Source organism: Bifidobacterium sp. W8114 (assembly GCF_016101165.1).
Lineage (GTDB): Bacteria > Actinomycetota > Actinomycetes > Actinomycetales > Bifidobacteriaceae > Bombiscardovia > Bombiscardovia asteroides.
Map to the genome: position 1 here is coordinate 339,443 of NZ_JACFRA010000001.1, position 26,288 is coordinate 365,730.

Annotated in this window: 19 protein-coding genes and 2 riboswitches (1 of these 21 cut by a window edge); of the genes, 13 read left to right on the forward strand and 6 right to left on the reverse strand. The window is 64.5% G+C overall.

The window, feature by feature from the left end:
• Both H3T89_RS01370 and H3T89_RS01375 read right to left on the reverse strand, forming a co-directional pair.
• Positions 1-45, reverse strand: the start of a protein-coding gene (locus H3T89_RS01370) for an RCC1 domain-containing protein (protein ID WP_442859981.1). It extends 3,600 nt beyond the left edge of the window; 45 of the gene's 3,645 nt are visible here — the first part of the coding sequence; the start codon lies at positions 43-45; its stop codon lies off the left edge, out of view.
• Positions 46-643: 598 nt separating this feature from the next.
• Positions 644-4,204, reverse strand: coding sequence for an RCC1 domain-containing protein (locus tag H3T89_RS01375; protein ID WP_198216008.1), 3,561 nt, complete (start codon positions 4,202-4,204; stop codon positions 644-646).
• Positions 4,205-4,449: 245 nt separating this feature from the next.
• On the opposite strand from H3T89_RS01375, the gene H3T89_RS01380 reads away from it, so the two are divergent.
• From H3T89_RS01380 to H3T89_RS01405, 6 genes are all read left to right on the forward strand, one after another.
• Entirely contained in the window at positions 4,450-5,829 is a 1,380-nt protein-coding gene (locus H3T89_RS01380) for an alpha/beta fold hydrolase (protein WP_198216009.1), read from the forward strand.
• Positions 5,830-5,839: 10 nt separating this feature from the next.
• On the forward strand, positions 5,840-6,643 hold the full coding sequence (proC, locus tag H3T89_RS01385) for a pyrroline-5-carboxylate reductase (RefSeq protein WP_198216010.1): 804 nt from the start codon (positions 5,840-5,842) through the stop codon (positions 6,641-6,643).
• A 42-nt stretch (positions 6,644-6,685) separates the two neighbouring features.
• On the forward strand, positions 6,686-7,792 hold the full coding sequence (ychF, locus tag H3T89_RS01390; protein ID WP_198216011.1) for a redox-regulated ATPase YchF: 1,107 nt from the start codon (positions 6,686-6,688) through the stop codon (positions 7,790-7,792).
• Complete coding sequence (locus H3T89_RS01395) at positions 7,789-8,616, forward strand: alpha/beta fold hydrolase (protein ID WP_198216012.1); 828 nt, start codon at positions 7,789-7,791, stop codon at positions 8,614-8,616. The genes ychF and H3T89_RS01395 overlap by 4 nt, the downstream gene beginning before the upstream one ends.
• A gap of 27 nt (positions 8,617-8,643) precedes the next feature.
• Positions 8,644-9,435, forward strand: coding sequence for a L,D-transpeptidase (locus H3T89_RS01400; protein ID WP_198216013.1), 792 nt, complete (start codon positions 8,644-8,646; stop codon positions 9,433-9,435).
• A gap of 121 nt (positions 9,436-9,556) precedes the next feature.
• Positions 9,557-10,564 (forward strand): bile acid:sodium symporter family protein, encoded by a 1,008-nt coding sequence (locus tag H3T89_RS01405; protein ID WP_198216014.1) that lies wholly within the window; start codon positions 9,557-9,559, stop codon positions 10,562-10,564.
• 32 nt (positions 10,565-10,596) lie between these two features.
• Here H3T89_RS01405 and H3T89_RS01410 read toward each other — a convergent pair whose 3' ends face one another.
• The 4 genes from H3T89_RS01410 to H3T89_RS01425 all read right to left on the reverse strand — a co-directional run bounded on the left by H3T89_RS01410 (position 10,597) and on the right by H3T89_RS01425 (position 14,735).
• Entirely contained in the window at positions 10,597-10,977 is a 381-nt protein-coding gene (locus tag H3T89_RS01410; protein WP_198216015.1) for a fluoride efflux transporter FluC, read from the reverse strand.
• A complete protein-coding gene (locus tag H3T89_RS01415) occupies positions 10,974-11,411 on the reverse strand; it encodes a fluoride efflux transporter FluC (protein WP_198216016.1) in 438 nt (145 codons plus the stop codon). Before H3T89_RS01415 ends, H3T89_RS01410 begins: the two co-directional genes overlap by 4 nt.
• A 91-nt stretch (positions 11,412-11,502) precedes the next feature.
• Positions 11,503-11,575: riboswitch (Fluoride riboswitch) on the reverse strand.
• A gap of 47 nt (positions 11,576-11,622) precedes the next feature.
• Positions 11,623-12,975, reverse strand: coding sequence for an ABC transporter ATP-binding protein (locus H3T89_RS01420; RefSeq protein ID WP_415873461.1), 1,353 nt, complete (start codon positions 12,973-12,975; stop codon positions 11,623-11,625).
• A gap of 20 nt (positions 12,976-12,995) precedes the next feature.
• Positions 12,996-14,735 carry an ABC transporter permease gene (locus H3T89_RS01425; RefSeq protein ID WP_198204239.1) on the reverse strand — a complete coding sequence of 580 codons (1,740 nt, stop codon included), beginning with the start codon at positions 14,733-14,735 and terminating at the stop codon, positions 12,996-12,998.
• A 98-nt stretch (positions 14,736-14,833) separates the two neighbouring features.
• Positions 14,834-14,992: riboswitch (M-box (ykoK) riboswitch) on the reverse strand.
• Between the two features lie 134 nt (positions 14,993-15,126).
• On the opposite strand from H3T89_RS01425, the gene H3T89_RS01430 reads away from it, so the two are divergent.
• From H3T89_RS01430 to eno, 7 genes are read left to right on the forward strand one after another with little or no spacing between them, the layout of a single operon-like run.
• A complete protein-coding gene (locus H3T89_RS01430; protein ID WP_015021992.1) occupies positions 15,127-15,759 on the forward strand; it encodes an NAD(P)H-dependent oxidoreductase in 633 nt (210 codons plus the stop codon).
• Positions 15,756-16,919: a glycosyltransferase family 4 protein gene (locus H3T89_RS01435; protein ID WP_198216018.1), complete on the forward strand. Its 1,164-nt coding sequence runs from the start codon at positions 15,756-15,758 to the stop codon at positions 16,917-16,919. Before H3T89_RS01430 ends, H3T89_RS01435 begins: the two co-directional genes overlap by 4 nt.
• Before the next feature lie 9 nt (positions 16,920-16,928).
• A complete protein-coding gene (locus H3T89_RS01440; protein WP_198216019.1) occupies positions 16,929-20,135 on the forward strand; it encodes a UPF0182 family membrane protein in 3,207 nt (1,068 codons plus the stop codon).
• Positions 20,132-20,662, forward strand: coding sequence for a GNAT family N-acetyltransferase (locus H3T89_RS01445; RefSeq protein WP_332461036.1), 531 nt, complete (start codon positions 20,132-20,134; stop codon positions 20,660-20,662). The genes H3T89_RS01440 and H3T89_RS01445 overlap by 4 nt, the downstream gene beginning before the upstream one ends.
• A gap of 40 nt (positions 20,663-20,702) precedes the next feature.
• Positions 20,703-21,302, forward strand: coding sequence for an aminoacyl-tRNA hydrolase (gene pth, locus H3T89_RS01450; RefSeq protein ID WP_198204185.1), 600 nt, complete (start codon positions 20,703-20,705; stop codon positions 21,300-21,302).
• Complete coding sequence (gene mfd / locus H3T89_RS01455) at positions 21,292-24,912, forward strand: transcription-repair coupling factor (protein WP_198216020.1); 3,621 nt, start codon at positions 21,292-21,294, stop codon at positions 24,910-24,912. The genes pth and mfd overlap by 11 nt, the downstream gene beginning before the upstream one ends.
• A 43-nt stretch (positions 24,913-24,955) precedes the next feature.
• Complete coding sequence (gene eno, locus H3T89_RS01460; RefSeq protein WP_015021986.1) at positions 24,956-26,251, forward strand: phosphopyruvate hydratase; 1,296 nt, start codon at positions 24,956-24,958, stop codon at positions 26,249-26,251.
• Positions 26,252-26,288 lie beyond the last annotated feature (37 nt).

The following is a 26,288-nucleotide window of genomic DNA, read 5'->3' on the forward strand; positions in this document are numbered from 1 at the left end:
CCCCCCCGGTGAGTACAGGAGCGTCCGCCTGGGCGGACGCGACACCCAGGCCTGCCAGCAGGCCCAGCAGGACGATCATCATCGCCATGATGCGACGCAGACGGGAAACCAGATGCATGAAACCAAAACCCCTTCACCAAACACCAAGCGGAGCAAACACCGCCTGCCTATTTAAAGTTCTTCATGTCGGAAAGCCGCCCATAGCTCAGCGCCAGCTCTGCATTACGTTGCAGGAGCCAAGACGAAAGCCAGCCGTCTTCTCGACATTCCCCGCTTTTCACCCTACCACCCAGCTCGCCTATAACTCACAAGCCAAGTCATTCGCCGACGACAATGGATTTTTTGGTTGAGCAAAAGCGTTTGTTTCCAGTAATTATCCGAAACCGGGAGCAGAGACGAAAACCGAGCGGACTTGGGGGTTCTATGCTCCTTAATCGATCTGCCCGAGTTTATCCCTTTCAAGGGCAGAGGCGGGGCGTGCATGCCTGCTTTCTATTACTGTCAATAGCAGTCGACGGTAGTGTGGTGGTGGGGGTGCAAGAGGAGTGTCGGCTCCTCTGGGGATGAGCCTTGAATGTGACATTCCTCCGTGCGCCCTCGTTGAAGGCCGGGGCGGGGGGATTGATACGGCGCCTGTCCTGGCTTACTCGTGTGAAGTGTGAAACAGTTGGCGTGTTTCTCCTCTGTGGCGGCGGGATGCGAGGACCCCGCCCATGCCGGTCATGCCGGTGGCCAGGGCGAGCAGGATGCCTTCCCCTCCGGCCTGGGGGAGCACGCCTAAAGGCGTGTACGTGTATCTGAGGGAGGTGTCCGGTTTTTGGGGTGCGCCGCCCAGCGTGTAGTCCACGCTGACCGTGACCATGCCAGGCGCGTGCGCAGGCGTTGTCACGATCACGCTGCTGCCATCGCCGCGCGTCAGGTTCGTGCCGGAATCGGTGTCGAACTTGACACCAGTGATTACCAGCTGCAGGTTGAACACCACCGGCACCGGAACCAACTTGGTGTTTGTGGTGTCGTTGCCGAGCTGGCCATTGCCGTTGGCACCCCAGGCGTAGGCATTCCCGTCGCTGCCCATGGCCAATGAAAAATCGTATCCGACTTTGACCTGTGTGGCTTGAAGTCCTTTGCTCGTGTCAGCGGAATTGGCGGGGTTGCGCACGTGTACAGGAACAGGGTTCGCAGTGGAGCCGCTTGTGGTGTTGTTGCCGAGCTGGCCATAGTTGTTGATTCCCCAGGCGTATACGTATCCGTCGCTGCCCACGGCGAGTGAATGATCCCCTCCGCCACTCACCTGTGTGGCTTTCAGCCCTTTGTTCTCGTCAGTGGGGCTGCTGGGGTCGCGCACGTGTACAGGAACAGACGAATGCGCACCGAAGCCGCTAGTGTTGTTGCCGAGCTGGCCAGAGTCACTGCGTCCCCATGCGTAGGCGTATCCGTCGCTGCCCACGGCCAGCGAATGACCGGCTCCGGCGCTGATCTGTATGTAGGTGAAATCCGTCGGCGCGTCTGCAGGCTTGCTCGCCTTGACTGGCATAGCCCGGCTGGTGCTTGTCCCGTCGCCCAGCTTGCCATAGGTGTTGTCTCCGCAGCCGTAGGCGTTCCCGTCGCTGCCCACGGCCAGCGAATCATTGTATCCGCCGCTGACCTGCACGTAGGTGAAGTTCGTCGGCGCGTCTGCAGGCTTGCTGACCTTGACCGGCGTAGTCCGGGTGGTGTACGTTCCGTCGCCGAGCTGGCCACTGCCGTTGCTTCCCCAGGCGTAGGCGTTCCCGTCGCTGCCCACGGCGAGCGAATGATCGCCTCCGGCGCTGACTTGTATAGCTTTCAGCCCTTTGTTCTTATCAGTGGGGCTTGTGGGGTCGCGCACGCGCACAGGAACAGACGAATATGTTGTTGTGGTGTTGTTGCCGAGCTGGCCAGAGTCACTGCGTCCCCATGCGTAGGCGTATCCGTCGCTGCCGATGGCCAGCGAATGGTAGTATCCGCCACTGACCTGCACGTAGGTGAAATCCGTTGGCGCGCCTACAGGCTTGCTGACCTTGACCGGCGTGGTCCGGGTGGTGGTCGTCCCGTCGCCGAGCTGGCCATACCTGTTGTATCCCCAGGCGTAGGCGTTCCCGTCGCTGCCCACCGCCAAGGAAAAACCATAGGTAGGGTCACCGTTGTATTTTGATCCGCTGATCTGGCTGAACCTGATGCCTCGCCTGGCGCTGTCCGGCGGGGTGATGGTCGTGGCCTCGTTGCCCAGCTGGCTGCCCTTGTCCGGGCTGATGCTCCACGTGCTGTTCCGGCTTTCGGTCCACTTGGCGGTCAGGGTCAGGTCCTTGTCGACGGGCCTGCTGAAATCGTAGGCGGCCTGCCCGGTGAACCACCCGTCGAACAGATAGCCTTCGCGCATAGGGTCGGGGGAGGGCCGCTTCACCCTGCCGTACGGGGCGGGGAAATGCTGGTCTGCTGGTCCGGGGTTTCCTCCGCCCGTGTCGAATCGGACCGTAAATGTGGATCGTGGCTCGACGTCACGTGTCAGCGGCTGGTCGACCGTGTACGTAAGGCTTCTTGTGAAGGGCCGGTTGTCTTCTTTGCCGGTGATGGTGATGATGGCTTGTCCGGGTTGGCGTGCGGGAACCTCCGTCTGCCAGGCGTCGCCGGTCTTGTCGGGTGTCAGCGGCTGGCCGTCCATGCTGGCTGATTGCAGGGTTGACTCGGAGATGGTGTCGAGCCTGACGGGCTTGCCGGGCCGGCCCTGCCCGTCCAGGCCCCACGTGAACATGCTGCCCTGCCTGTTGATGGCGGTGATCCTGCTGCCGGTGCTTGCGGCCTGCGTGTACTGCCGGCTCCCATCGTCCGCCCGGATGGGCTTGCTTCCCGGCTTCCAGGCCCAGATGTGGCCGTCTTTGTCAACGATCATGGTCTGTTCTTCGCCGCTGTTGATTCTGCCGATCTGCTCGCTGTTGGGCAGGCTGACGGCTGTGGGGCTGCTCTTGCCATAGGCCAGGTACCAGGCCTGTCCGTTCGCGTCCAGGAGGAGGAACCCCTGGTTGAGGGCCTGGGCCTGGACGGTGCGCGTGCCCGGGTCCTGCCTGATACGTTCAGGCTTGGCTTTTACCGTGTTGTTCGCGTTCCGGGTCCAGGCCTGCCCGTCCGAATCCACGATGAGGATCCGGCTGTCGGAGGCGGCGGCGGTGACGGCCTGCGCCGGTTCGGGCAGGCCGGTCGTGGCCTGTTGTGTGAATTTCGGATTCGGATTCCGGCTGTCGGCATCGCTGGACTGGTAGGCGTGGACCCGGCCTTGACGGTCCACGGCCAGGAGCCGGTCGTCGTTGATGCTGATGCTGGTGAACAGGGCGTCTGGGCCGGTGTCGAGGATTGTGGGCGTGGTCTGTTGGCTGTCCCAGGTGTAGATCCGCTGGTCTGATCCGATTGCGGCCTGCCGGCGGCTGCCTGCCGCGGCCTGCAGGTAACGGAACCCGTCGGCGGCCTGGGCGGGGGCGGGAACCTGCCTGGGTGTGTGGTCCTGTGTCCAGGTGTGGATGCGGCCGTCCCCGGTCAGGCCGAGGATCTGCTCTCCGGCGGCTTGGACGCTGATGTAGCAGGGTTCCTGCCTGTCGGGCGGGCTGATGGTCAGCCGGGTGCCGGTGGCGGGCCCATGGTCCGGGTTCAGCCTCCAGTCCGTGACCTTGGTCCATTTTGCAGTCAGGATCGTGTCCTGCAGGACGGGGGTCCGGAAGTCATAGGGCTGGCCGTTGTATGTCCACCCGTCGAACCTGAAGCCTTCACGCTGCGGGTTCTCTTGTGGGGGAGTGGCGAGGGTGCCGGTCTTCACGGCCTCCTGTGTGGGCTTGCCGCCGTCGGCCGGGTCGAAACGCACGGTGTGCGCGGCCTGCGCATCCGTCTTGTCGGATGGCTTGGCCGGAGAGGGGCCCGCGCCGTCAGGTGTTCCCGCCGTCGATGACGGGGTGGCTGATGACGGGGTGCCTGGCGTGGTGCTTAATGGTGTGGTGGTTTGTATCGGTGAAGGTGAGGAAAGTGGGGTGTCGGTTGCGTTGTTGGGGAGAGTGGCGGAGGTGCCGTCAGATGCGCGAGGGGTCTGACGATCAAGGATAGGAGCGTCAGCTTGGGCGGATGCGATGCCCAGGCCCGCAAGCAGACCCAGCAGGACGATCGTCGTCGCCGATGCACGACGCAGACGGGAAACCAGATGCATGAAAAAACCTCCCACCGACAACATGCAGAATCAGCGCCACTTGCCCCTTAAAGTTCTGACTGTCGGAAAGTCTTTCTGCCTGCCAACGCCAGACCTGTATCAAATTGCGCGAATCCTGGCGGAAGCCAGCCGTCTAGCGACGCCCCGCCTCTCACCGTAGCACCCAGCCCGACAACAACACACAAGTCAGGTCCAACCGCCCGGTGACAATGAACCCGACTGATTTTAAAGAAAGGAGCCAGCGTATGACCAACCAGGGATACTATCTGCCGGGACTCTACGTCCGCGAGGGGTCCATTCCTGTTCCTCTGGACTGGGCGGGCAGTAAACCTGGCGTCTGGCGAGCCGAAGGTCATTCGGACCAGGCGGTCATCCGCTGCTTCTACCGCGTGGTCTGCGCCCCCGAGCACATCCACGACGACCTGCCGCTGCTGGTCTACCTGCAGGGCGGACCAGGCTCGGGCGCCCCAAGGCCACTGAACGCCACCGCCGACGGGTGGATGCCCGAGGCCCTGCGCCACTTCCGCATTGTCCTGCCCGACCAGCGGGGTACGGGCCGGTCCAACGCCATCGACGGCTCCACCATGGCCTCCCTGGGAGAGCCCCGGGCCCAGGCCGACTATCTGAAGCATTTTCTGGCGGACTCCATCATCCGGGACTTCGAGCACCTGCGTCGCACGGTCTTCGCCGGCCATCCCTGGGTGGCCCTTGGGCAGAGTTTCGGCGGCTTCCTGACCATGGCCTACCTGTCGAACTATCCCCAGGGGCTGGCTGCGGCCTTTACCACCGGGGGCGTACCGCACATTCCCGCTGATGCCTATGAGCTCTACTCCCATACTTTCGACAAGATGGCCCAGCGGTCCCAGGCCTTCTACCAGCGCTATCCGGGGGACCAAGACCGTGTAGCGGCCATTGCCGACCGGCTGGCCCAGGGCGATGTGGTCCTGCCCGGCGGCGACCCTCTGAGCGTGGAGCGGCTGCAGACCCTGGGCGCCGACCTGGGCAAGAGCGGCGGGTTCGAGCGTCTCCATTGGCTGCTGGACACAGCCTTCCTGGACGGGGACGGCAGCCTGCCCGCTTCCGGCGCCAGCAGCTCCCGGGCCACCCTCTCGCAGGCCTTCCTGGAGGGGGTGCGGTCGGCCACTGCCGTCACACCGCTCTACTGGCCCCTGCAGGAGTTCATCTACGCCGACGGGGACTGCGAACCCCTGCGCTGGGCTGCACAGCGGGTGCGCGATGCCCGTCCTGAATTCGATACTGCTGCCCGCCCGCTCATGTTCACCGGGGAGGCGATCTTCCCCTGGATGTTCGAGCAGGAGGCGGCCCTGCGCCCCTTCGGCCCTGCGGTCAGCCTGCTCATGGAGGAGGGCTCCTGGGGCCACCTGTACGATCCAGACCGTCTGGCCGACAATCAGGTTCCCCTGCAGGCCGCGGTCTATGCCGACGACCTCTATGTGCCCTCGGAGCTCCAGCTGGACACCCTCTCGCGCGTGGGTCACGCCTATGCCTGGGTGACCAACGAGTTCGAGCACGACGGCCTGCACGGGGACAGGGTCTTCGCCCACCTCTACCGGCTGGCCCTGGAGCGCGGCGATCTGGAGGGTCTCTTCCCGGCGCGCGGCTAGACTTGAGGGCATGGACACGGACTCATTGACTCTCGGATTCATCGGTTACGGCAACATGGCCCAGGCCATGGCCCAGGGGCTTGTCGACGCGGGTGTGCTGCCCGGCGGCCGGATTGTGGCCTGCGCAGCCCACTACGACCGGCTGGTGGAGCGGGCGGCCCAGCTGGGGGTGCGGCCCATGCACTCCGGAACCGAGGTGGCAGCGGCCGCCGACCTGGTGATTCTGGCCATCAAGCCGGGGCAGGTGGCCCAGGTCTGCGAACCCATCCGCCATGAGCTGGCTGACCCGGACCGCATGGTCCTCTCGGTGGTGGGCGGCATGACCCTTGAGGACTATGCCGACATCCTGGAGGAGGGCACCCACCTGATCTGCGCCATCCCCAACACCCCCATTTCGGTAGGGCAGGGGATTCTGGTCACCCAGGAGGAAGACACCCTGACCGACCAGGAGCGGGAGCTCTTCACCCAGATCTTCGACCCGGTGGCCATGATCGAGCGTCTGCCTCGGGAGCTGGTCTCGGTGGGTACGACCATCGCCGGATGTGCGCCCGCCTACACAGCCATGTACATGGAGGCCCTGGCCGACGCCGGGGTGGAGCATGGGCTGCCCAGGCAGGCGGCCTACCGGCTGGCGGCGCGAATGGTGGAGGGGACCGGAGCCCTCTACCTGGCCACCGGCACCAACCCCGGGGCCATGAAGGACGCGGTCTGCTCGCCGGGCGGAACCACCATCAAGGGGGTCGCCTCCCTGGAGAAGCACGGCTTCCGTGGAGCGGTCATCGAGGCCATCGATGCGGTGGAGCGCGGCGACTAGGGGGAGCCACGCCGGGGCAGTCCGGGCAATAGACTGGTGCATATGTCGTTAACCATAGGAATCGTCGGGCTGCCCAACGTTGGCAAGTCCACACTCTTCAACGCCCTCACCCGCAACAACGTTCTGGCGGAGAACTACCCCTTCGCCACCATCGAGCCCAACACCGGCATCGTGCCCCTGCCCGACGACCGGCTGCCCGTCCTGGCCAAGCTGGTCCACACGGACAAGATCGTGCCCGCCACGGTCACCTTCGTGGACATCGCCGGCATCGTCAAGGGGGCCTCGGAGGGGGAGGGGCTGGGCAACCAGTTCCTGGCCAACATCCGCGAGGCTGACGCCATCTGCGAGGTGGTTCGTGCCTTCAATGACGACGACATCGTCCACGTCAACGGCAAGGTGGATCCGGCCGACGACATCGACACCATCAACACCGAGCTGATCCTGGCCGATATGCAGACCATCGACAAGGCCCTGCCCAAGCTGGAGAAGGACCAGCGAGGCGGCAAGATCAAGCCCGCCTACCTGGACACCGTCCGCAAGGCCAAGGGGATTCTGGGTCAAGGCCGGACCATCGACCAGGCGGCCCAGGCCGGGGACATCGACAAGGACGAGCTCTACGACCTGCATCTGATGACGGCCAAGCCCTTCATCTACGTCTTCAACGTGGACGACGACGAGCTGCAGAACGAGGACATGAAGAAGCAGCTGGCCGACTCCGTGGCTCCCGCGCCCGCCATCTTCCTCAACGCCCAGTTCGAGTCCGAGCTGACCGAGCTGGACGAGGCCGACGCCCGAGAGATGCTGACCGATGCCGGGCTCAAGGAGTCCGGCCTGGACCAGCTGGCCCGGGTGGGCTTCGACATCCTCGGTCTGCAGACCTTCCTGACCGCCGGGGTCAAGGAGGTGCGCGCATGGCAGATCCACAAGGGCTGGACCGCCCCACAGGCCGCTGGCGTAATCCACACCGACTTCGAGAAGGGCTTCATCAAGGCCGAGGTGGTCTCATATGACGACTTCGTGGCCGCAGACGGGTCCTACGCCAAGGTGCGCGAGGAGGGTAAGATGCGCCTTGAGGGCAAGGACTACGTCATGCAGGACGGCGACATCGTGGAGTTCAAGACCGGCATCCCTTCCGGTTCAAAGAAGTGAACTCCAAGCCCGGGTTCGCCATTCGCCGGGGTCATGGGCTGCCACTGATCTTCGTGCATGGGTCCGGCGTGGACCACCACATCTTCGACGACCTGGACCCCGTCTTCGAGCGGGTGGGCGGATTCGAGCGGATTTATCTGGACCAGCCCGGCTTCGGCCGCACGCCGCCTGACCCGTCCATCCTCGACCTGGACGGTCTGGCCCGGTGGCTGGATGACCAGGTGGACATTTTCAGCGGCGGCGGCCCCTTCGCCCTGTTGGGCAACTCCCTGGGTGGGCTGCTCAGCCGCCATGCCACCGCCGGTCGGTTGGACCGCTGCCGGGGGATGGCCCTGCTCTCCTCGGTGGTCGACCCGGTGACCGCCCACAGGCGCCTGCCCCCGCGTCAGGTGCTGGTCCGGGACGACCAGGGCCTGGCCGACGTGGACGAGTTCACCAGGCATGCCTACCGGCAGATGGCTGTGGTGGAATCCCGGGAGCATCTTGAGGCCTACCAACGCACCATCATGCCCGGCATTCGTTCGGCCGATGCCGATACGGTGGCTCGAATGGAGGGGCACTACCAGCTGGATATGGACTTTGACCAGGTCTGGTCCGGATTCATAGCCCCTGTGCTCTTTGTCTGCGCCCGCCAGGACGACCGTGTGGGCTACCTGGACCAGTTCGACCTGGCCTGCCGCTTCCCCAGGGCCTCCTACTCGGTGCTGGACCGGGCCGGCCACAATGTGCAGATTGAGCAGACCGCCCTGGTCTGCGACCTGCTGGAGGATTGGGCCAGGCAGGTGCTGAAAGGCTGGGTCCGCCCTGGTTCCTTCTGCCGCTAAAATGAACTGTGCACACAGGTTCGTTCGATGGCGAAGAAGGGGAAGGACATGGCTGTCTGGGGATTGGATAGCAAACGCCTTAAGCGGCGTCTGCTTGCCATGCTCCGTTGGCTGCTGGACCCTGTCCGCCGCACGCCTGTGGTAGTGACAACCGCCCTGTTGACGCTGTTGCTGACAGTTTTGGTCGACAATCTGTTCCAGCCGGTGGATGCGGCTCATACAGAACGATCGGCAGATGCGAGCACTTCCAGTACATCAACCGTTTCGGTGAGACAATTTCCCAAGGCGCATCATCCCAGCAAATCCAAGTCCTTCTCTTCATCAGCGGCAAAGAAGCAGACAAAGGTTCAGAAGACAGACCCTGATTGCTCCTCCACTCAGCCTGTCGATTGGCTCAAGCCTTCGCAGCAGGTCGATTACCCGGATCCTGCGGCCCACCCTGGCATCTCCTTGGAGGTCAGCCTTCAGGATCAGCGGGTCTACGTGCGTGATGGGTCTCAACTGCTCTACACCATGTATGCCTCGACAGGTATGGATGACTCCACGCCTAGGGGCAACTTCCGTATCCAAGCCGAGCGCGGCGACCACTTCTACAACCCCAGCGAGGGGATGGGCGCCCGCTATTACACCAGCTTTCTGAACCACGGGGTCTTCCTCTTCCACTCGGTTCCCACTGATCTTAGTGGCAGCTACATAAAGGAGGAGGCTGACTTGTTGGGCATCCGACCCAGCTCCCATGGCTGCATCAGGCTGACCGTGCCTGACGCCTTGTGGATCATGCAGTCCGTGCCCATGGGCACTCCCGTCCTGGTCAACTGAATTCCAGTCGGTGCCGGAGCATCCTCGTCCAAAATGTGACCATTCGCCGTCGTGCCTGCCCTCGGTTTTCTAATTTTGCTCTACCACAGAGAGAACTATCGAGAGGAAGTGGTCAGGAATCATGCAAAAGGTGCAGCGGTTCAGTGACTGGTTGACTAAGTGGTTCATTCTGGTGGTCCTAGTTTGGGCCGCCATCAACTTCTTTGTCCCGCAGATTAGCATTTGGGCCCGCAGCTACACCAACTACTTCCTGAGCATTATTCTCTTCGGCATGGGGCTGACCCTGAGTCTGGACGATTTCAAGCGAATCGTCAAGATGCCGCTCATGGTCATCGTCGGCACCGTGGCCCACTACCTGATCATGCCCCTGCTGGCCGTGCTGCTCTGCCGCATCTTCCGGCTGGACGGCATGATCGCTGTGGGTGTCATCCTGGTGGGCTGCTGCCCCTCGGGGACCTCCTCCAATGTTATGTCCTACCTGTCGCGCGGCGACGTGGCCCTGGACGTGTCCATAGGCCTGCTTTCCACCCTGTGCGCGCCCTTCATGATCCCCATGCTGATGAACCTGCTGGCCAGCCAGTATGTGGCCATCCCCACCAAGCAGCTCTTCCTGACCGCCCTTGAGGTGGTGCTGATCCCCATCGCCCTGGGCCTGGCCGTCCACGCCTTCTTCAAGGAGAAGGTGCAGAAGGTGACCGTGGCCCTGCCGGCGGTCTCGCAGATCGCCATCCTGATTATCATCGGCGTGGTGGTCTCCGTCAACCATGCCAAGCTCTTCACCGCCGCCACCGCCCTGGTCCTGCCGGTGGTCATGCTCCACAACCTGTGCGGGTACGGGCTGGGCTTCCTCTTCAGCCGGCTCATGTACCGCCTCTATCCCAAGGGGTTCCGCTACGCCCAGCAGAAGGCCATCACCTTCGAGGTGGGCATGCAGGATTCGGGACTGGGCGCGACCCTGGCCCTGCAGGCATTCGCCGCCGACCCGATTGTGGCCATCCCCTCAACCTTCTTCAGCGTCTGGCACAACATCTCCGGCTCGGTCCTGTCCGCCTGGTGGCGTCGGCATGACGACCGGCTGGGGATTGCCGCAGACTCCGCCCAGGGTCGTCCGGAACCTGCTCGCGCCTGATTCTGGAACGCCTCGATTGCTGGCCGGACCTGCTACATGCCGGGTCCGGCCAGCAGGAAGCCCAGGGCCGTCAACAGAGGCGGCAGGAAGATCGAAGCTGCCAGATAGCCAAGAGACGCCAGATGCCGTCTCCGCCGGGCCAGGGCCAGCACTTCGTTGACCGCTGTCGAGAAGGTGGAGAAGCCGCCCAGCAGTCCTGTGGCCAGCAGCAGCCATCCCCAGGCGGGCAGTCCGTGGAAGGCGGCCAGGGCGGCCACCAGCCCTGCAGCCAATCCGGCCAACAAGTTGATGACCATGGTCGACAGGGGCAGATCCACCTGCCAGCGGGCCTTGACCAGAGTATCCAGCAGGTAGCGAAGTCCGGCACCCAGGCCGCCGCACAGGCAAATCAGCAATGTAAACGTAATGGTCATCGCGCACCCGCCTGGATGCGTGCGGCCAAACGCACTCCCAGCCCTGCCATGGCCGAGGAGACCAAGAGGCCTCCGACGAAGGAGACCAGCAGGTAGGCAAGGGTTGCCTGGACTTTACCGCTAGACAGGCCCTGGACCAATTCCAGCGAAAGGGTGGACATGGTCGACAGCCCTCCGCACAGGCCCATGCCCAGGCCCTTGTTGGTCAGCTGCCTTCGGCGTGCATGTGCGCTTTTGGGAAGCCCGGCCAGGAAGGCGGTCAGCAGGGCGTAGCCTGCGCAGGCGATCAGGTTGGCCAGGAGGGTTCCCGGATGCAGCGGACCGCTCTGGCCCGGCAGCAGGCTCAAGGCGTACCGGCAGCCGGTGCCCAGGGTTCCGCCCAGCATCACCACCAGGGCCGTGGCCATGTCAGGTCCGGTAGGGGGTTTGGTCATTGGAGGCCTCGGTTCCCGACGGATCAGCATCCGCAGGGTCGGGCTGAATGGCATGCGCCTGCACCCGACCCGCAGACGGGGGTCGTCGAATCATGGTGCAGGGACTATCAGCAGTTTGCGGTTCGGGGCTCAAGCCCCGGGCGGGTTCCATCGCCCGATGCTCATTCTAGGAGCCCAAGGGGACCGCAACTGCCATAGCTGTTGCAGTTGCTCACTCGGTGTGGTTTTCCGGGTCCAGGGTCAGCCGGTCGTCGTCGGCATCGTAGTCGAAGAGCTCGCCGTAGCGGCCCCAGGTGATGGCGGTGTCGAACTGCTGGACGGCCTCCTTGTCCGAGTGGTGGGCCCTCAGCAGGTCCAGGATCAGGGAGCCGTGCAGGCTCTTGTCGTCGCTGTTCTTCAGGGCCCGGTCGATGATGCGGATCAGCGGAACGTGGTCCATCAGCATCCGTGAGAACATCTCCTTGCTCTCCAGAATGTCGGCGTCGTGCCAGGCACGGCCCTGGTCGGTCAGCCTGACGTGCCCGTTGTCCGCCTGGAAGATGCCCAGCATGAGCCCGGCGTCGATCAGGGGGAAGAGGTCGTCCACCTCGAAGGAGAGCTTGGCGGCCAGGTCGGCCAGGTCCATGCCGTTGGGCTGGTTGACCATGACGTCGGCCAGACCGGCCAGTCCGCCGGGGGTGGCGTCGGGCAGGTTGCGCTCGGCCGTGTCCTCGTCTCGGACCGAGTCCCGCACGGCCTGACGGTTGCGCACCTTGGTCTGCAGACGGCGGCGGATGTCCTCGCTGTCGCGCTGACCGGTCAGGATGGAGTAGAGGTAGTCCACGCAGGACTGGAAGAGGTCGGACTGCTTGTCCCGAGGCCTGTCCAGGTTGATGGGCACGTCGGCGATGACCCGGCCGGGATGCGAGTCCAGGACCAGGACCCGGTCGGCCATCTCCACGGCCTCCTCGATGTTGTGGGTGACGATCAGGACCGACTTGACGCTGCCTGCCTCCTCGGACCAGACCTTGAGGACCTCCTGGCGAAGATTCTCGGCGGTCAGCACGTCCAGGGCCGAGAAGGGCTCGTCCATGAAGAGGGCATCAGGCTTGAGGACCAGGGCCCGGGCGATGCCCACACGCTGGCGCATGCCGCCGGATAGCTCCTTGGGGTAGGCGCTCTCGAAGCCGTCCAGGCCAATGGCGTCGATGGCGGCCAGGGAGAGTTTCTCGCGCTCCTTCTTGGGAACTCCTCGGGCCTGCAGGCCCAGTTCGACGTTGTCCTTGACGGTCAGCCAGGGCATCAGGGCGAAGCTCTGGAAGACCAGTGCCACGCCGGGGTTGGGCCCGTTCAGCTGCTTGCCCCGGTATTCGACGCTGCCCTTGCTGGCCGGGACCAGGCCGGCCAGGATGCGCAGCAGGGTGGACTTGCCGGCGCCGGAGCGGCCCAGGATGGCCACCACCTCGCCCTCGTGCAGGGTGAAGTCGATGCTGTCCAGGACGGTCAGCTCCGCGCCCTTGTCGGACTGGTAGGTCTTGGTCACGTGCTCGGCCGTGATGATCCCGTTGGAATTGATCTTGGTCATTGTCGAACCTCTCAGACTTCTCATGTCAGGGAATAGCGCCGTTGTGCCAGTGATTGCAGGGGAGACCAGAAGAACCGGTCGGCCAGGACCACGAAGATGCTCATGACGGCCACCCCCAGGATGATGCGGGGGGTGTCGCCGGTGGCGGTCACCTGGGCGATGTAGGCGCCCAGGCCCTTGGCTGTCAGTTCGGTTTTGCCGTAGGAGACCACCTCGGAGACGATGGATGCGTTCCAGGCCCCGCCGGCAGCTGTGATGCCGCCGGTGCACCAGGAGCCGAACAGGGCCGGCAGGATCAGGGTCTTCCATCGCTGCCAGCGGTTCTGGCCCAGGCTGCGCGACATCTCCAGCAGATCGTCGGGAATGGAGGAGGCCCCGGCGATGACGTTGAAGAGGATGTACCACTGGGTGCCCAGGGCCATGAGCAGGATGCTGCCCCAGTTGATGTCGATCCGCCAGATGATGAAGATCATGGTGACGAAGGGGAAGATGAAGTTGGCCGGGAAGGAGGCCAAGATCTGCACCAGGGGCTGCAGGTAGCGGGAGATGCGCGGATTCATGCCGATCAGGGCGCCTATCGGGACCCAGACGATGGTGCAGACCACCATCAGGATCAGCACTCGCAGGAATGTCAGCAGACCAAGCTGGAAGACATGCCCGACCTCGCCCAGGCCCAGCGGACGGATGACCAGACGGTCCAGCTGCCAGAGTCCCCACAGACCGATCAGGGCCAGGCAGACCCACCAGACCAGGTCGCTTGCCCGCCTGCGTCCGCCTCCACGGCTCCAGCGCGCTCCTGTGCGACCCAGGGGGCGGGTGATCCGGTCCAGCAGGTCGGCCAGGGGGTGTCCTACCAGGCCCAATAGGTCCTTGACTCCGGACAGGCGGATGACCGTCAACACCAGGCTGCGTCGTGGTTCGGTGGACTGGCTGCTGGTGTAGCGGAACTTCTCGGCCCAGGCGGTCAGTGGCTTCCAGAGCAGGAAGTCAATCAGCAGGACCACCACGATCATGGTCAGGATGGCCAGACCCACCTTGCCCAGGTCCTGTTCGGCGGTGGCCTCCTCCACAAAGGAGCCGATGCCGGGCAGGGCCAGGGTCCTGTTGTTGACCGAGATCATCTCGGAGGCGGTCAGGAAGAACCAGCCGCCGCCCATGCTCATCATGCAGTTCCAGAGCAGGGGGATCATGGAGTTGGGTACGTCCAGCTTCCAGAAGCGCTGCCATCGGGTCAGGCGCATCAGCCTCACCGCCTCGTCCAGGTCGGCGGGCTCGCTGGTCAGGGAGTTATAGAAGGAGAAGGCCATGTTCCAGGCCTGGCTGGTGAAGATGGCGAAGATGGAGGCCGCCTCCACGCCCATGATGGACCCGGGGAAGAGGACCAGCCAGATGGAGATGGTGGCCGACAGGAAGCCCAGCACAGGCACCGACTGCAGGATGTCCAGCAGGGGGATGAGCACGGCGCCCAGGCGGCGGGAGCGCGCGGCGGCCAGTCCGTAGAGGAAGGCGAAGACCAGGGAGATGATCAGGGCCGCGAACATGCGGAAGAGGGAGCGCAGCGCGTAGTAGGGCAGGTTGGTCGGGTCGGTGGAGACGTGCGAGGGTACGCCTGCAGGGCCGATGGGCGCACCCAGGGCCGGCAGCAGGTAGGCCAGGGCCCCCAGCAGGACCAGTGCGCCTATGGCTACGGCCAGGCCCGTCCATATGCGGGTGGAGCGCGATGCCTGGCTGCGGTCGTCGTTCAGTGGCGAACGGAGCATTCCTGGCAGTGCGACAGTATTCACGATGGCCTCCCTCCAAGGTGCGGAACATCCCTGTCGGCAGCCTCGAAGACGGCGTGGCGATCGGCCCATGAGCCGACCATTGTCATCGTTCAAGCTTCGGCTTCGCATGGTATTTGGCCCTGCATTAGTCCCTGCCTTGATCCGACGGGGACTGTTGACCTGCGCGGGGTGTCTCCACCACTTTGCGGCAGCATGCCTTGTCCATGCGGTAGCTTCACCTACCGACCACCCAATAACATAGATGGGCCCCGGGGGCAGTGTCAAGCATTTGCCTAACCAGTGTTGCCGTCCTTGCCAGGACTGACAATGACAAGGGTCTGCACGCAGTCGGTGCAGGTGCGAAATGACATGTAAGGAGCGAATCCCTATGAAGATCGTGGCAGTCACGGCCAACCCCGAACCCAAGAGTCTGACCGATGCGGCGGGCAATGCCCTGCTGGACGGGGCGGCCGAAGGCGGGGCTCGCACCGAGTTGATCGACCTTTGCGCCGAGGGGTTCAATCCCGTCTTCGGCATGGAGGACAGGACCCACTACCTGGGCCAGGGACCCATGCCCGAGGATGTTCAGGCCATGCAGGAGCGCATCAAGGATGCGGACGTGCTGGCCCTGGTCTTCCCCGTCTACTGGTACAGCATGCCGGCAATCATGAAGGGCTTCATCGACCGGGTCATCTGCCGGGGCTTCGCCTATAACGCCGATGGAACCCCGGGGGGCCTGGCCGGGCGTCGGGTGGAGCTGGTCATGCTGACCGGTGGGGAAAAGGAATGGTACCGGTCCAGCGGCATCGGTGAGGCCCTGGACAACCAGCTGCGCAGGCAGACTTTCCTCAAGTACTGCCAGGTCGCGCAAGTGGAGACCATCTATGTGGACAATCTGGACTCAGGCAACGATGAGCAGCAGGAGCGGGAGGCCGCTGACCGGCACCTGGTGGCCCTGGCCCTCAAGGGCCGTCAACTGGCCGCAGGGACCGAGCCCGGAGCGGATCGGGACGTTCAGTGACGCTCAGCATCGGGTTCGTCTTCGATGACACCCTGGATGTGTTTGACGGGGTCCAGCAACACATTCTGACCCTGGGACGGGAGCTGGGCAGGCGGGGCCATAAGGTTCAGTATCTGGTCGGGCAGACCGCCCATCCGCCGGTTGACGGGGTTCATTCCCTCTCCCGCAACGTCATGGTCTCTTTCAACGGCAACAGGATGCGCATACCCCTGCCTGCGCCCAAGGCGCCCATCCGCCGGGTCCTGGAGGCGGGGCACTTCGATCTGTTGCACGTCCAGGCACCATACAGTCCCTTCCTGGCAGGGCGGGTCATTCGGTCCGCAAACCCGTCAACGGCCCTGGTGGCCACCTACCACATCGCCCCCACGGGAAGCCTGCAGCTGCTGGGCGGCCGGCTGCTGGGGATGATCAACCGCAGGACCCATAGACGCATCGACAGGGTCATCGCAGTCTCGCCAGTGGCGGCCAGCTATGCCCGGAAGACCGCCGGTGTGTCCAGCAGGGTGGTGGCCAACCCTGTGGACGTGGCTGCCCTGCGCCGGGCCCGTCAGGCCGCCGGTGACCAAGAGGTGGCGCGCCTGCACGGCCAGGGGCAGCATCTGGTCTTTCTGGGACGGTTCGTGGCCCGCAAGGGGGCTGGGATCCTGATTTCGGCCCTCCGGGCGGGGGAGCGGGCCGGCATTCTGCCCGAAGGCCTGCATGTGACCATGGCCGGCAGGGGTCCGCTGCTGGAGGACTGCCGTCGAAAGGCCGCCGGCCTACGCATCCCGGTGGCCTTCCCCGGCTTTGTGGACGAGAAGGACAAGCCCGCCCTGTTGGCCTCCTCCGACCTGACCGTCTTTCCTTCCACCGGGGGCGAATCCTTCGGCATCGTCCTCTTGGAGGCCATCGCTTCGGGCACGGCTCCGGTGCTGGCTGGGGACAATTCCGGCTACCGGTCCACCCTGATGGGCGATGAACGGGCTCTGGTGGCCGTCGACTCGCCCAACACCCCCGAACTGCTGGCCCGGCGAATCGCCCAGGCTCTGGGGGACCCCTCCTGGAGGCGGAAGGTGCGCCATGACCAGCTGGCGCTCTTGGACCGCTACGACGTGACCACCGTGGCCGATCAGGTGGAGGAGGTCTACCGGCAAGCCATTCAAGACCGCCGTCTCATGTAGGCTGGGTACATGTCATTCTTTGATTTCTTCGGTTCCATGTTCGACCCTGAGGGTGGTCCAGGCGGACCAGGCCGGCGTCGCAATGAAGACGACCCGGTCATCCTGCACGTGCAAACCGATGGCGAGGGTCCCAGCCAGGGGGGTGGCGGCACACCCCGCTTCCGCTTCCCCGGACCGGGTGACCCCCGGCTCACCTCCCGCAAGAAGGGCAGTGACGGACCTTCCCGGGGCTCGAGGATCCTCGCCGTGGTTGTGGCCGTCCTCCTGGTCGTCTTCCTGCTCCTGTTCGCGCTCAGCCGCTTCATCACTGACGTCATGTGGTTCTCCCAGCTGGGAGCGGCGCAGATCGTCTGGACCCAGCTGGGCATCAAGGTGGGTCTGTGGCTGGCCTACGCCCTGTTGCTGGCTGCGGTGACCCTGCTCTCGGCCATCCTGGCCATCCGCAGCCGTCCCGATTCGCCTGACGGGTCCACCATCAGGGTCAGGGGCGATCTGATCGAGGTGGGCAAGGGCGTCTCCTCACGCACCGCGCTCAAGGTGGCCGTGGTGGTCTCCCTGGTCGTTGGCGTCTTCTTCGGCTTCCAGTTCAATGCGGATTGGAAGCAGGTGCTCCTGCTCTTCAATGCCCAGTCCTTCGGGGTGCGCGACCCCCAGTTCGGCCTGGACACCGGCTTCTATGTCTTCATCCTGCCCGGCCTGCAGCTGCTGGTCTCCTCCCTGCTGATGATGCTGTTGGCGGCAACGGTCTTCAGTCTGGTCACCAACTTCCTCATGGGCGGCATTCGCCTGACCATGCCCGTGCAGGGCCGCGGCATTCTGGAGATGACCCGTTCCGCCCGTCGCCAGGTGGCCGTCTGGCTGTTCCTGTTCATGCTGGTCTGGGCCGGCGACACGGCCCTGGGCGTCTTCGGCAGGCTGACCGAGGAGGGCGACCGGATCACCGGCGCCTCCTACACCTCGGTCAAGGCGGCCATCCCCGTCACCCTGATCATGTCCGTGGTCATGGCTCTGCTTGGCATCATCCTGGCCGTCTGGATTCTGCGCTCACCCACCCTGGAACCCGGCCGAGTCCATGCCGGATCCCTGGGTTCGGCAGTCAGGCAGTGGAGGATTCCCGTCCTGGCTGTGGCCGTCACCGTCGTCCTGTCCCTGTTGCTGACCGTCTTCTGGCCGGCCCTGGTCCAGCGCTTCCGGGTCAACCCCAACGCCCAGGAGATGGAATCCGCCTACATCCAGCGCAACATCGCCGCCACCACCAAGGCCTACGGGCTGGACAAGCTCAAGACCGAGGCCTATGACGCAACCACCGAGGTCCAGTCGGGCGCCCTCTCCCGGGATGCCGAGACCACCGCACAGATTCGTCTGCTGGATCCCCAGGTTGTCTCGCCCACCTTCCGGCAGCTGCAGCAGTCCAAGCAGTACTACACCTTCGAAGACACCCTGGCCGTCGACAAGTACGACATCGATGGAGTCAGCCAGGACACGGTCATCGGCGCTCGCGAGTTGGACCTGGAGGGCAACGACAACCGCAACTGGGTCAATGACCACACGGTCTTCACTCATGGCTACGGCATCGTGGCCGCCTACGGCAACAAGGTCACCCCGGACGGGCAGCCTGAGTTCTTCGAGCAGGACATCCCCACCAAGGGCAAGCTGACCGACAGCCAGCATTACGAGCCGCGAATCTACTTCTCGCCCAATGCTCCCGAGTATTCCATCGTCGGCGCGCCCCAGGGCGCGTCAGGCTGGGAGTTCGACTATCCCACCGGCTCCAAGGGAGCCACCAACACCTTCAAGGGCAACGGCGGCCCCTCGGTGGGTAACTTCCTGGCCCGGGTCCTCTACGCCATCCGCTTTGGATCCGACCAGATCCTCTTCTCGGACCGCGTCACGCCCGACTCGCAGATTCTCTACAACCGCTCCCCCAAGGAGCGCGTGGCCCAGATCGCCCCCTATCTGACCCTGGACGGGCGCGTCTACCCGGCTGTGGTGGATGGCCGGGTCAAGTGGATCGTCGACGGCTACACCACCTCTGACGCCTACCCCTACTCCCAGAAGGTGGACCTTGGTCCCATCACCCAGGACACGACCACCTTGAGCTCCGAGGCCGTCAAGGGCCTGGGCTCCCAGAAGGCCAACTACATCCGCAACTCCGTCAAGGCCACGGTCGATGCCTACGACGGTTCGGTGGATTTGTATGCCTGGGATGCCAAGGATCCGGTGCTCAAGGCCTGGCAGAAGGTCTTCCCCGGCCAGGTCAAGCCGCTCTCGTCCATCTCGGGCGACCTGATGAGCCACATGCGCTACCCGGAGAGCCTGTTCAAGGTGCAGCGCCAGCTCCTGTCCCAGTACCACGTCAACTCGGCCAGCCAGTTCTTCTCCGGCGAGGACTTCTGGCAGACCCCCGTGGATCCGACCGGGACCAGCAAGGAGCAGAAGGCGGGTATCAAGCAGCCTCCCTACTATCTGACCCTGCAGACCCCGGGGACCGACAAGCCCGCCTTCTCGCTGACCTCCACCTTCATCCCCGCCGGAACCTCCACCAGGGAGATCCTGACCGGGTTCCTTTCCGTGGACTCCGACGCCGGGTCGACCAAGGGGGTGATAGGACCGGACTACGGGACCATCCGGCTGATGGAGCTGCCCAAGAACTCCAATGTGCCCGGCCCTGGGCAGGCCCAGAACAACTTCAACTCGGACGCTGCGGTCTCCACCGAGCTCAACCTGCTCCAGTCCGGATCCACCAAGGTCAAACGCGGCAACCTGCTGACCCTGCCAATAGGTGGCGGACTGATCTATATCCAGCCGGTCTACGTCCAGTCCAGCGGCGCCACCAGCTTCCCCCTGCTCAAGCGGGTTTTGGTGGCCTTCGGAGACAAGGTCTCTTCCTCAGCCACCCTGGATGCGGCCCTTGACAAGACCTTCCAGGGCAACTCGGGCGCATCGGCAGGCGATGCCGACAACACAGGACGCACCAATTCCAATGCCGACCAGAGTGAGCAATCCGATAAGGCCCCGGACAAGTCCGCCGGGTCCGGCGGGACGTCTGAGACAGGCGGGCAGGCTCTGAAACAGGCCTTGGACAAGGCCAACCAGGCCATGAGCGACGGCGATGCCGCTCTGAAGAAGGGCGACTTCAGCGCTTACGGCGAGGCGCAGAACCGTCTGCGTGAAGCCCTCAAGGAGGCATCCGACCAGGAGGGCGGCAACAAGTGAGCGCCACCCCGCGCATCCGGCTCTGCCGTCGCGGGGACCTGGAGGCGGTCACCGCCATCTACAACCAGGCGGTCATGGATGGTGGTTCCACGGCGGATACGGCCCCGGTCAGCCTGGACCAGCGCTTGGAATGGCTGCTGTCCCATGATCCGGACCAGGGCCATCCGGTCCTGGTCCTGGAGCAGGAGGGCCGGGTGCTGGCTTTCGGCTCCCTGTCGGCATACTACGACCGGCCCGGCTACCAGGAGACCTGCGAGCTGAGCTACTACGTGGATCGCGACAGCCGTGGACGGGGTCTGGGCGCCCTGATGGTCCATTCCCTGCTGGAGCGCGCCCGGCAGGAGGGCATGCGTCTGGCCGTGGCCATCATCTTCGATGACAATTCGGCCTCCAAGGCTCTGCTGCACCGGTTCGGGTTCAGCCGCTTCGGCCTCCTGCCCCAGGCCGCCTGGGACCGGTTCGTCCTGCATGACGTCTCCTACTGGAGCCTGTCCCTTGAGCGTAAAGGGGTCGGGGAGCCTGTGTAGAATCTCACCGTCCCGTTTGAGAGCAGGAGGTATCACCTACATGGCATCCGATTTCTGGCTGATAGCCGGACTGGGCAACCCGGGTGACGAGTACAAGGGCACCAGGCACAACATGGGCTTCATGTGCGCCGATCTGCTGGCCGAACGCTGGTCGGTCAACCTGCGCGACCATAAGGGTCTGGCCCAGCTGGGCCGTGGCACCCTGGATCTTGAAGGACGCCGTATACCCTTCTTCCTGGCCAAGCCGCTGACCTTCATGAACGACTCCGGCGATGCCCTGGCCTCGATCTGCTCCTACTACCACATACCGGTTGGGCGGGTCGTGGTCATCCATGACGACATGGATCTGGAGTTCGGCCGGATCAAGGTCAAGGCCGGTGGGTCCTCGGGCGGGCATAACGGCATCCGTTCCATCGACCGTTCCCTGGGCAGCAACGCCTATGCCCGGGTCCGCATGGGTGTGGGGCATGCCCGGAGGGGTCCGGACGCCCATCGCCGCACCGTGGATTGGGTTCTGGGCACCTTTGTCGGCGATCAGCGCAAGCGCCTGCCCGAGTTCCTGGGCGACGGCGCGGATGCCGCAGAAATCGTGATCACCAAGGGCCTCAGCCAGGCTCAGGAGCTGTTCAATGGTCGATGAGCACATTCAGTCAGTGCAGGAGACTGGTAAGAAAGAGCCCCAGGAATCGCTGAATGGGTCCCTGCGTCCTCTTCTGGACAACCTGCAGGCGGATGCCGCCTTCAAGAGGTTGGTCCAAGGAGACTCCGAGCCTGCTGCCGACACCGACACCTCCCTTATGGTCCAGGCTCCCCAGGGCATCAGGCCAGCCCTGGCAGCTGCCGCAGCCGGACGTGCCCCGGTCGTTCTGGTGGTCCCCTCCGAACGTGATGCCCAGGAGATGACCGGCGCCATCCGCTCCTGGTATGAGGGCGACCCGGGTGATGTGGCCCTGCTGCGCTCCTGGGAGACCCTGCCTCACGAGCGGCTCTCGCCCCGGGCAGACACCGTGGCCTCCCGGATGGCCGTCTTCAGGCGGCTGGCCCACCCGGTCCAGGGCGACCCTGACTTCGGACCCATCCGCATCCTGGTCATGCCCGTGCGCTCCCTGCTGCAGCCGGTGGTCAAGGGTCTGCAGGATCTGGAGCCCCTGGTCTTCCTACGCGGCCAGGACCTGCCCTTGGACCAGGCAGTCGAAGCTTTGGTCCGCAACGCCTACACCCGGGTGGACCTGGTCATGGAGCGCGGCCAGTTCGCCGTCCGAGGCGGCATCCTGGATGTCTTCGTCCCCACCATGGCCCACCCGGTGCGCATTGAGTTCTTCGGCGACGTGGTGGACACCATCCGCAGCTTCCACGCCTCAGACCAGCGCACCTACGGCCCCGACCTGGACCGGATCTGGGCGCCGCCCTGCCGCGAGCTGCAGCTGACCGACCAGGTCCGAGCCCGCGCACGCTCCCTGATCGGGAGCATCCCCAACGCCGACGACATGCTGGAATCCATCGCCCAGGCCATTCCGGTGGAGGGCATGGAATCCCTTCTGCCTGCCCTGGTCGACGACCTGGTGCCGGTGGGGTCCATGCTGCCTGAGGGCGCTCTGATTCTGCTGTCTGAGCCGCAGCTGCTGGCCCGCTCCGCCCAGGACCTGGTCAAGACCGCCAACGAGTTCCTGGCCGCCAGTTGGCATGTAGCGGCCTCAGGACAAGGCTCGGGCGCACCCATCAGCTTCGACAGGGCCAGCTTCCTGGACTACGACGAGGTCATCTCATCCCTGGAGTACCGCAGGGGGGAGGTCTGGAAGCTGACCGACCTGTCGGTGGATCCGGACCGGGAGGGGGCCGAGCGTCTGGATGCCCTGGCCCCGGACCAGTACCGAGGCGACGAGGATCGGGCCGCCTCGGGCATTGCATCCCTGCTGGAGCGCGGCGACCGGGTTGTGGTGACCGCTCCGGCCCAGGGAACGCTGAGCCGTCTGCGTCGGGCCGTGCAGACCACGGGGATCACTGGGTTGGAGTACCACCGCTCCCTGGCTGTGGACGGCTTCGTGGACCAGTCCGCCCATCTGGCCCTGCTCACCGAACGTGACCTGACGGGCCGCACCAGTGTGGCCGCCGGCAGCAAGACCTCCAACCGCCGGCGCAAGGCCATCGACCTGGACGAGCTCAAGCCCGGCGACTATGTGGTCCACGACCAGCACGGCATCGGCCGCTTCCTGGGCATGCGCCAGCGCAGCGTGGGCGTGGGCCCCAGCAAGGGCAGCCGGGAGTATCTGGTCCTGGAGTACGCCCCCTCCAAGCGCAACGCGCCGCCAGACAAGCTCTTCGTGCCGGCCGACCAGCTGGACCAGGTCAGCCGCTATATCGGTGCCGAGATTCCCAGGCTCAACAAGCTGGGCGGATCCGACTGGTCGGCCACCAAGGCCAAGGCCCGCAAGCATGTCCACAAGATTGCCCAGGGCCTGGTCAAGCTCTACTCGGCCCGGCAGCGCACCAAGGGCTTCGCCTTCAGCCCCGACACCCCCTGGCAGAAGGAGTTGGAGGATGCCTTCCCATACCAGGAGACCCCCGACCAGCTGACCGCCATCGACGATGTCAAGGCCGATATGGAAAAGCCGGTGCCCATGGATCGCCTGATCTGCGGGGATGTGGGCTTCGGCAAGACCGAGATAGCCATCCGTGCCGCCTTCAAGGCGGTCCAGGACGGCAAGCAGGTAGTGGTCCTGGTGCCCACGACCCTGCTGGTCCAGCAGCACTACCAGACCTTCACCGAGCGCTTCGAGGGCTTCCCGGTGGATGTGGCCGCCATGAGCCGCTTCCAGACCGCAAAGGAGAACCAGACCACCATGGAGGGCCTGGCCAGCGGGGCCGTGGACGTGGTCATCGGCACCCATAAGTTGCTCAACCCGCGCATCCGCTTCAAGGATCTGGGTCTGATGATCGTGGACGAGGAGCAGCGCTTCGGCGTGGAGGCCAAGGAGACCCTCAAGGCCATGCGAACCAACGTGGACGTCCTGTCCCTGTCGGCCACGCCCATTCCGCGCACTCTGGAGATGGCGGTGACCGGCATCCGGGAGATGTCGACCCTGGCCACGCCACCCGAGGACCGTCTTCCGGTGCTGACCTATGTAGGTGCCTACGAGGATGCCCAGGTGACTGCGGCCATTCGCCGCGAGCTCTTGCGCGGGGGCCAGATCTTCTACATCCATAACCGGGTGGAGGACATCGGCAAGGTCTCGGCCAAGGTGCAGACCCTGGTCCCAGAGGCCAAGGTGGGTGTGGCCCACGGCAAGATGGGGGAGAAGCAGCTGGACGGGGTCATCCGCGACTTCTGGCATCGGGACATCGATGTGCTGGTCTGTACCACCATCGTCGAGACCGGCCTGGATATTCCCAATGCCAACACGCTGATTGTGGACCGGGCCGACCGCTTCGGGCTCTCCCAGCTCCATCAGCTGCGCGGCCGGGTGGGACGTGGCCGGGAGCGCGCCTACGCCTACTTCCTCTACGACCCCAGCAAGCCCATGACCCAGACCGCCCACGACCGGCTGGCCACCATCGCCCAGAACACGGCCCTGGGATCCGGCTACGACGTGGCCATGAAGGACCTGGAGCTGCGTGGCACCGGCAACCTGTTGGGCGACGAGCAGTCCGGACATATCGAGGGGGTCGGCTTCGACCTTTACGTGCGCATGGTCTCCGAGGCGGTGGAAGAGTACAAGGAACCCGGGCGGACCGAGCCGGTCACCGTCAGCATCGACCTGCCTCTGGAGGCCTCAATCCCGGTGGACTACATCGATTCGGACAAGCTGCGTCTGGAGGCCTACCGCAAGCTGGCCTCGGCCCGCAACGAGCAGGATCTGCGCGACCTGCACGAGGAGCTGACTGACCGATATGGTCGTCCGCCGGCCCAGTTCGACACCCTCTTCGCCGTAGCCAGGCTGCGGGCCAAGGCTCGCTCCCTGGGCATAGCGGAGATTGCCTCCCAGGGCTCCAGGGTGCGCATCAGACCCGTGACCATGCCCGACTCCCTCCAGGCCAGGATCGCACGAATATACAAGGGCAGCCAGTACCGCCCGGTGACGCAGAACCTGCTGATTCCAGCGCCCTTCGCGGGCTCCCTGGGTTCGGGACCCATGGATTCAGCGGCCATGACCGCCTGGGTGGACACCCTGCTGGACGACCTTGCCTGGGGGCTGCCCAAGTCCTCCGACGATGGCACGCCAGCGGGTCCCTCGCCCGTCCAACAAAACTAGTATCCTGTAAGAGACATCACAACAACTTATTGAAGGAGCAGTTGTGGCAGCAATTGAAAGCGTGTTCGCGCGCGAAATTCTTGATTCCCGTGGCAACCCGACCGTCGAGGTCGTTCTGCAGACTGAGGACGGCGCCGAGGGGCGTGGTCTGGTTCCCTCCGGTGCTTCCACCGGCGAGGCCGAGGCCTGGGAACGTAGGGATGGCGACAAGAAGCGCTATCAGGGCAAGGGTGTGTTGGACGCCGTCAAGGCGGTCAATGAGACCATCGCTCCCAACGTCATCGGCATGGACGCCACCGATCAGCGCGCCCTGGACGAGACCATGATTGATCTGGACGGCACCCCCAACAAGGGCAAGCTGGGCGCCAACGCCATTCTGGGCGTCTCCCTGGCTGCGCTCTATGCGGCCGCCGAGTCCGCCGAACTGCCTCTTTACCGTTACCTGGGCGGCACCAACGGCCACATCCTGCCCGTGCCCAACATGAACATCATGAACGGCGGCGCCCACGCTGACTTCGCGACCGACATCCAGGAGTACATGATCTCCCCTTACGGCTTCGACTCCTACCGGGAGGCCCTGCGCGCCGGCGTCGAGGTCTACCACACCCTCAAGGGCATTCTCAAGAAGGACGGCCATGAGACCGGTCTGGGCGACGAGGGCGGCTTTGCCCCCAAGATGAAGTCCAACGAGGACTCCCTGAAGTACATCGTCGACGCCATTCAGGCCGCCGGCTACGAGCCCGGCAAACAGATCGGCCTCTGCCTGGACGTGGCCTCCTCGGAGTTCTACAACAAGGACACCGACAAGTACCACTTCGACGGCGAGGACCGCGACGCCGACTACATGCTGGACTACTACCAGGGTCTGGTCGAGAAGTACCCGCTGGTCTCCATCGAGGATCCCTTCGCTGAGGAGGACTGGGGCGCCTGGCAGAAGATCACCGCCGCCATGGGCGACCGCCTGCAGTTCGTGGGCGACGACCTGCTGGTGACCAACCCCAAGAGGCTGCAGAAGGGCATCGACCTGAAGGCCGCCAACTCCCTGCTGGTCAAGCTCAACCAGATCGGCACCGTGACCGAGACCCTGGACGCCATCGAGCTGGCGACTGCCAACGGGTTCACCTCCATGGTTTCACACCGTTCCGGCGAGACCTCCGACACCACCATCGCCGATCTGGCCGTGGCCAAGAACACCCGCCAGATCAAGACCGGTGCTCCGGCTCGTGGCGAGCGCATCGCCAAGTACAACCGTCTGCTGGAGATTGAGGAGGAGCTGGGCTCCACCGCCGAGTACGCCGGCTACAGCGCCTTCAAGGCCTGCAAGAAATACACCAAGTAAGGCCTTGCTGGTCGGGTCTCGGAGCCTTTGCAGGTTT

What these genes read in the sequence shown, in the direction of transcription:
- H3T89_RS01375 (WP_198216008.1), bottom strand. Translation starts at nt 4,204, where the DNA reads ATGCATCTGGTTTCCCGTCTGCGTCGTGCATCGGCGACGACGATCGTC.
- H3T89_RS01380 (WP_198216009.1), top strand. Translation starts at nt 4,450, where the DNA reads ATGACCAACCAGGGATACTATCTGCCGGGACTCTACGTCCGCGAGGGG.
- proC (WP_198216010.1), top strand. Translation starts at nt 5,840, where the DNA reads ATGGACACGGACTCATTGACTCTCGGATTCATCGGTTACGGCAACATG.
- ychF (WP_198216011.1), top strand. Translation starts at nt 6,686, where the DNA reads ATGTCGTTAACCATAGGAATCGTCGGGCTGCCCAACGTTGGCAAGTCC.
- H3T89_RS01400 (WP_198216013.1), top strand. Translation starts at nt 8,644, where the DNA reads ATGGCGAAGAAGGGGAAGGACATGGCTGTCTGGGGATTGGATAGCAAA.
- H3T89_RS01405 (WP_198216014.1), top strand. Translation starts at nt 9,557, where the DNA reads ATGCAAAAGGTGCAGCGGTTCAGTGACTGGTTGACTAAGTGGTTCATT.
- H3T89_RS01410 (WP_198216015.1), bottom strand. Translation starts at nt 10,977, where the DNA reads ATGACCATTACGTTTACATTGCTGATTTGCCTGTGCGGCGGCCTGGGT.
- H3T89_RS01415 (WP_198216016.1), bottom strand. Translation starts at nt 11,411, where the DNA reads ATGACCAAACCCCCTACCGGACCTGACATGGCCACGGCCCTGGTGGTG.
- H3T89_RS01420 (WP_415873461.1), bottom strand. Translation starts at nt 12,975, where the DNA reads ATGACCAAGATCAATTCCAACGGGATCATCACGGCCGAGCACGTGACC.
- H3T89_RS01425 (WP_198204239.1), bottom strand. Translation starts at nt 14,735, where the DNA reads ATGCTCCGTTCGCCACTGAACGACGACCGCAGCCAGGCATCGCGCTCC.
- H3T89_RS01430 (WP_015021992.1), top strand. Translation starts at nt 15,127, where the DNA reads ATGAAGATCGTGGCAGTCACGGCCAACCCCGAACCCAAGAGTCTGACC.
- H3T89_RS01440 (WP_198216019.1), top strand. Translation starts at nt 16,929, where the DNA reads ATGTCATTCTTTGATTTCTTCGGTTCCATGTTCGACCCTGAGGGTGGT.
- pth (WP_198204185.1), top strand. Translation starts at nt 20,703, where the DNA reads ATGGCATCCGATTTCTGGCTGATAGCCGGACTGGGCAACCCGGGTGAC.
- mfd (WP_198216020.1), top strand. Translation starts at nt 21,292, where the DNA reads ATGGTCGATGAGCACATTCAGTCAGTGCAGGAGACTGGTAAGAAAGAG.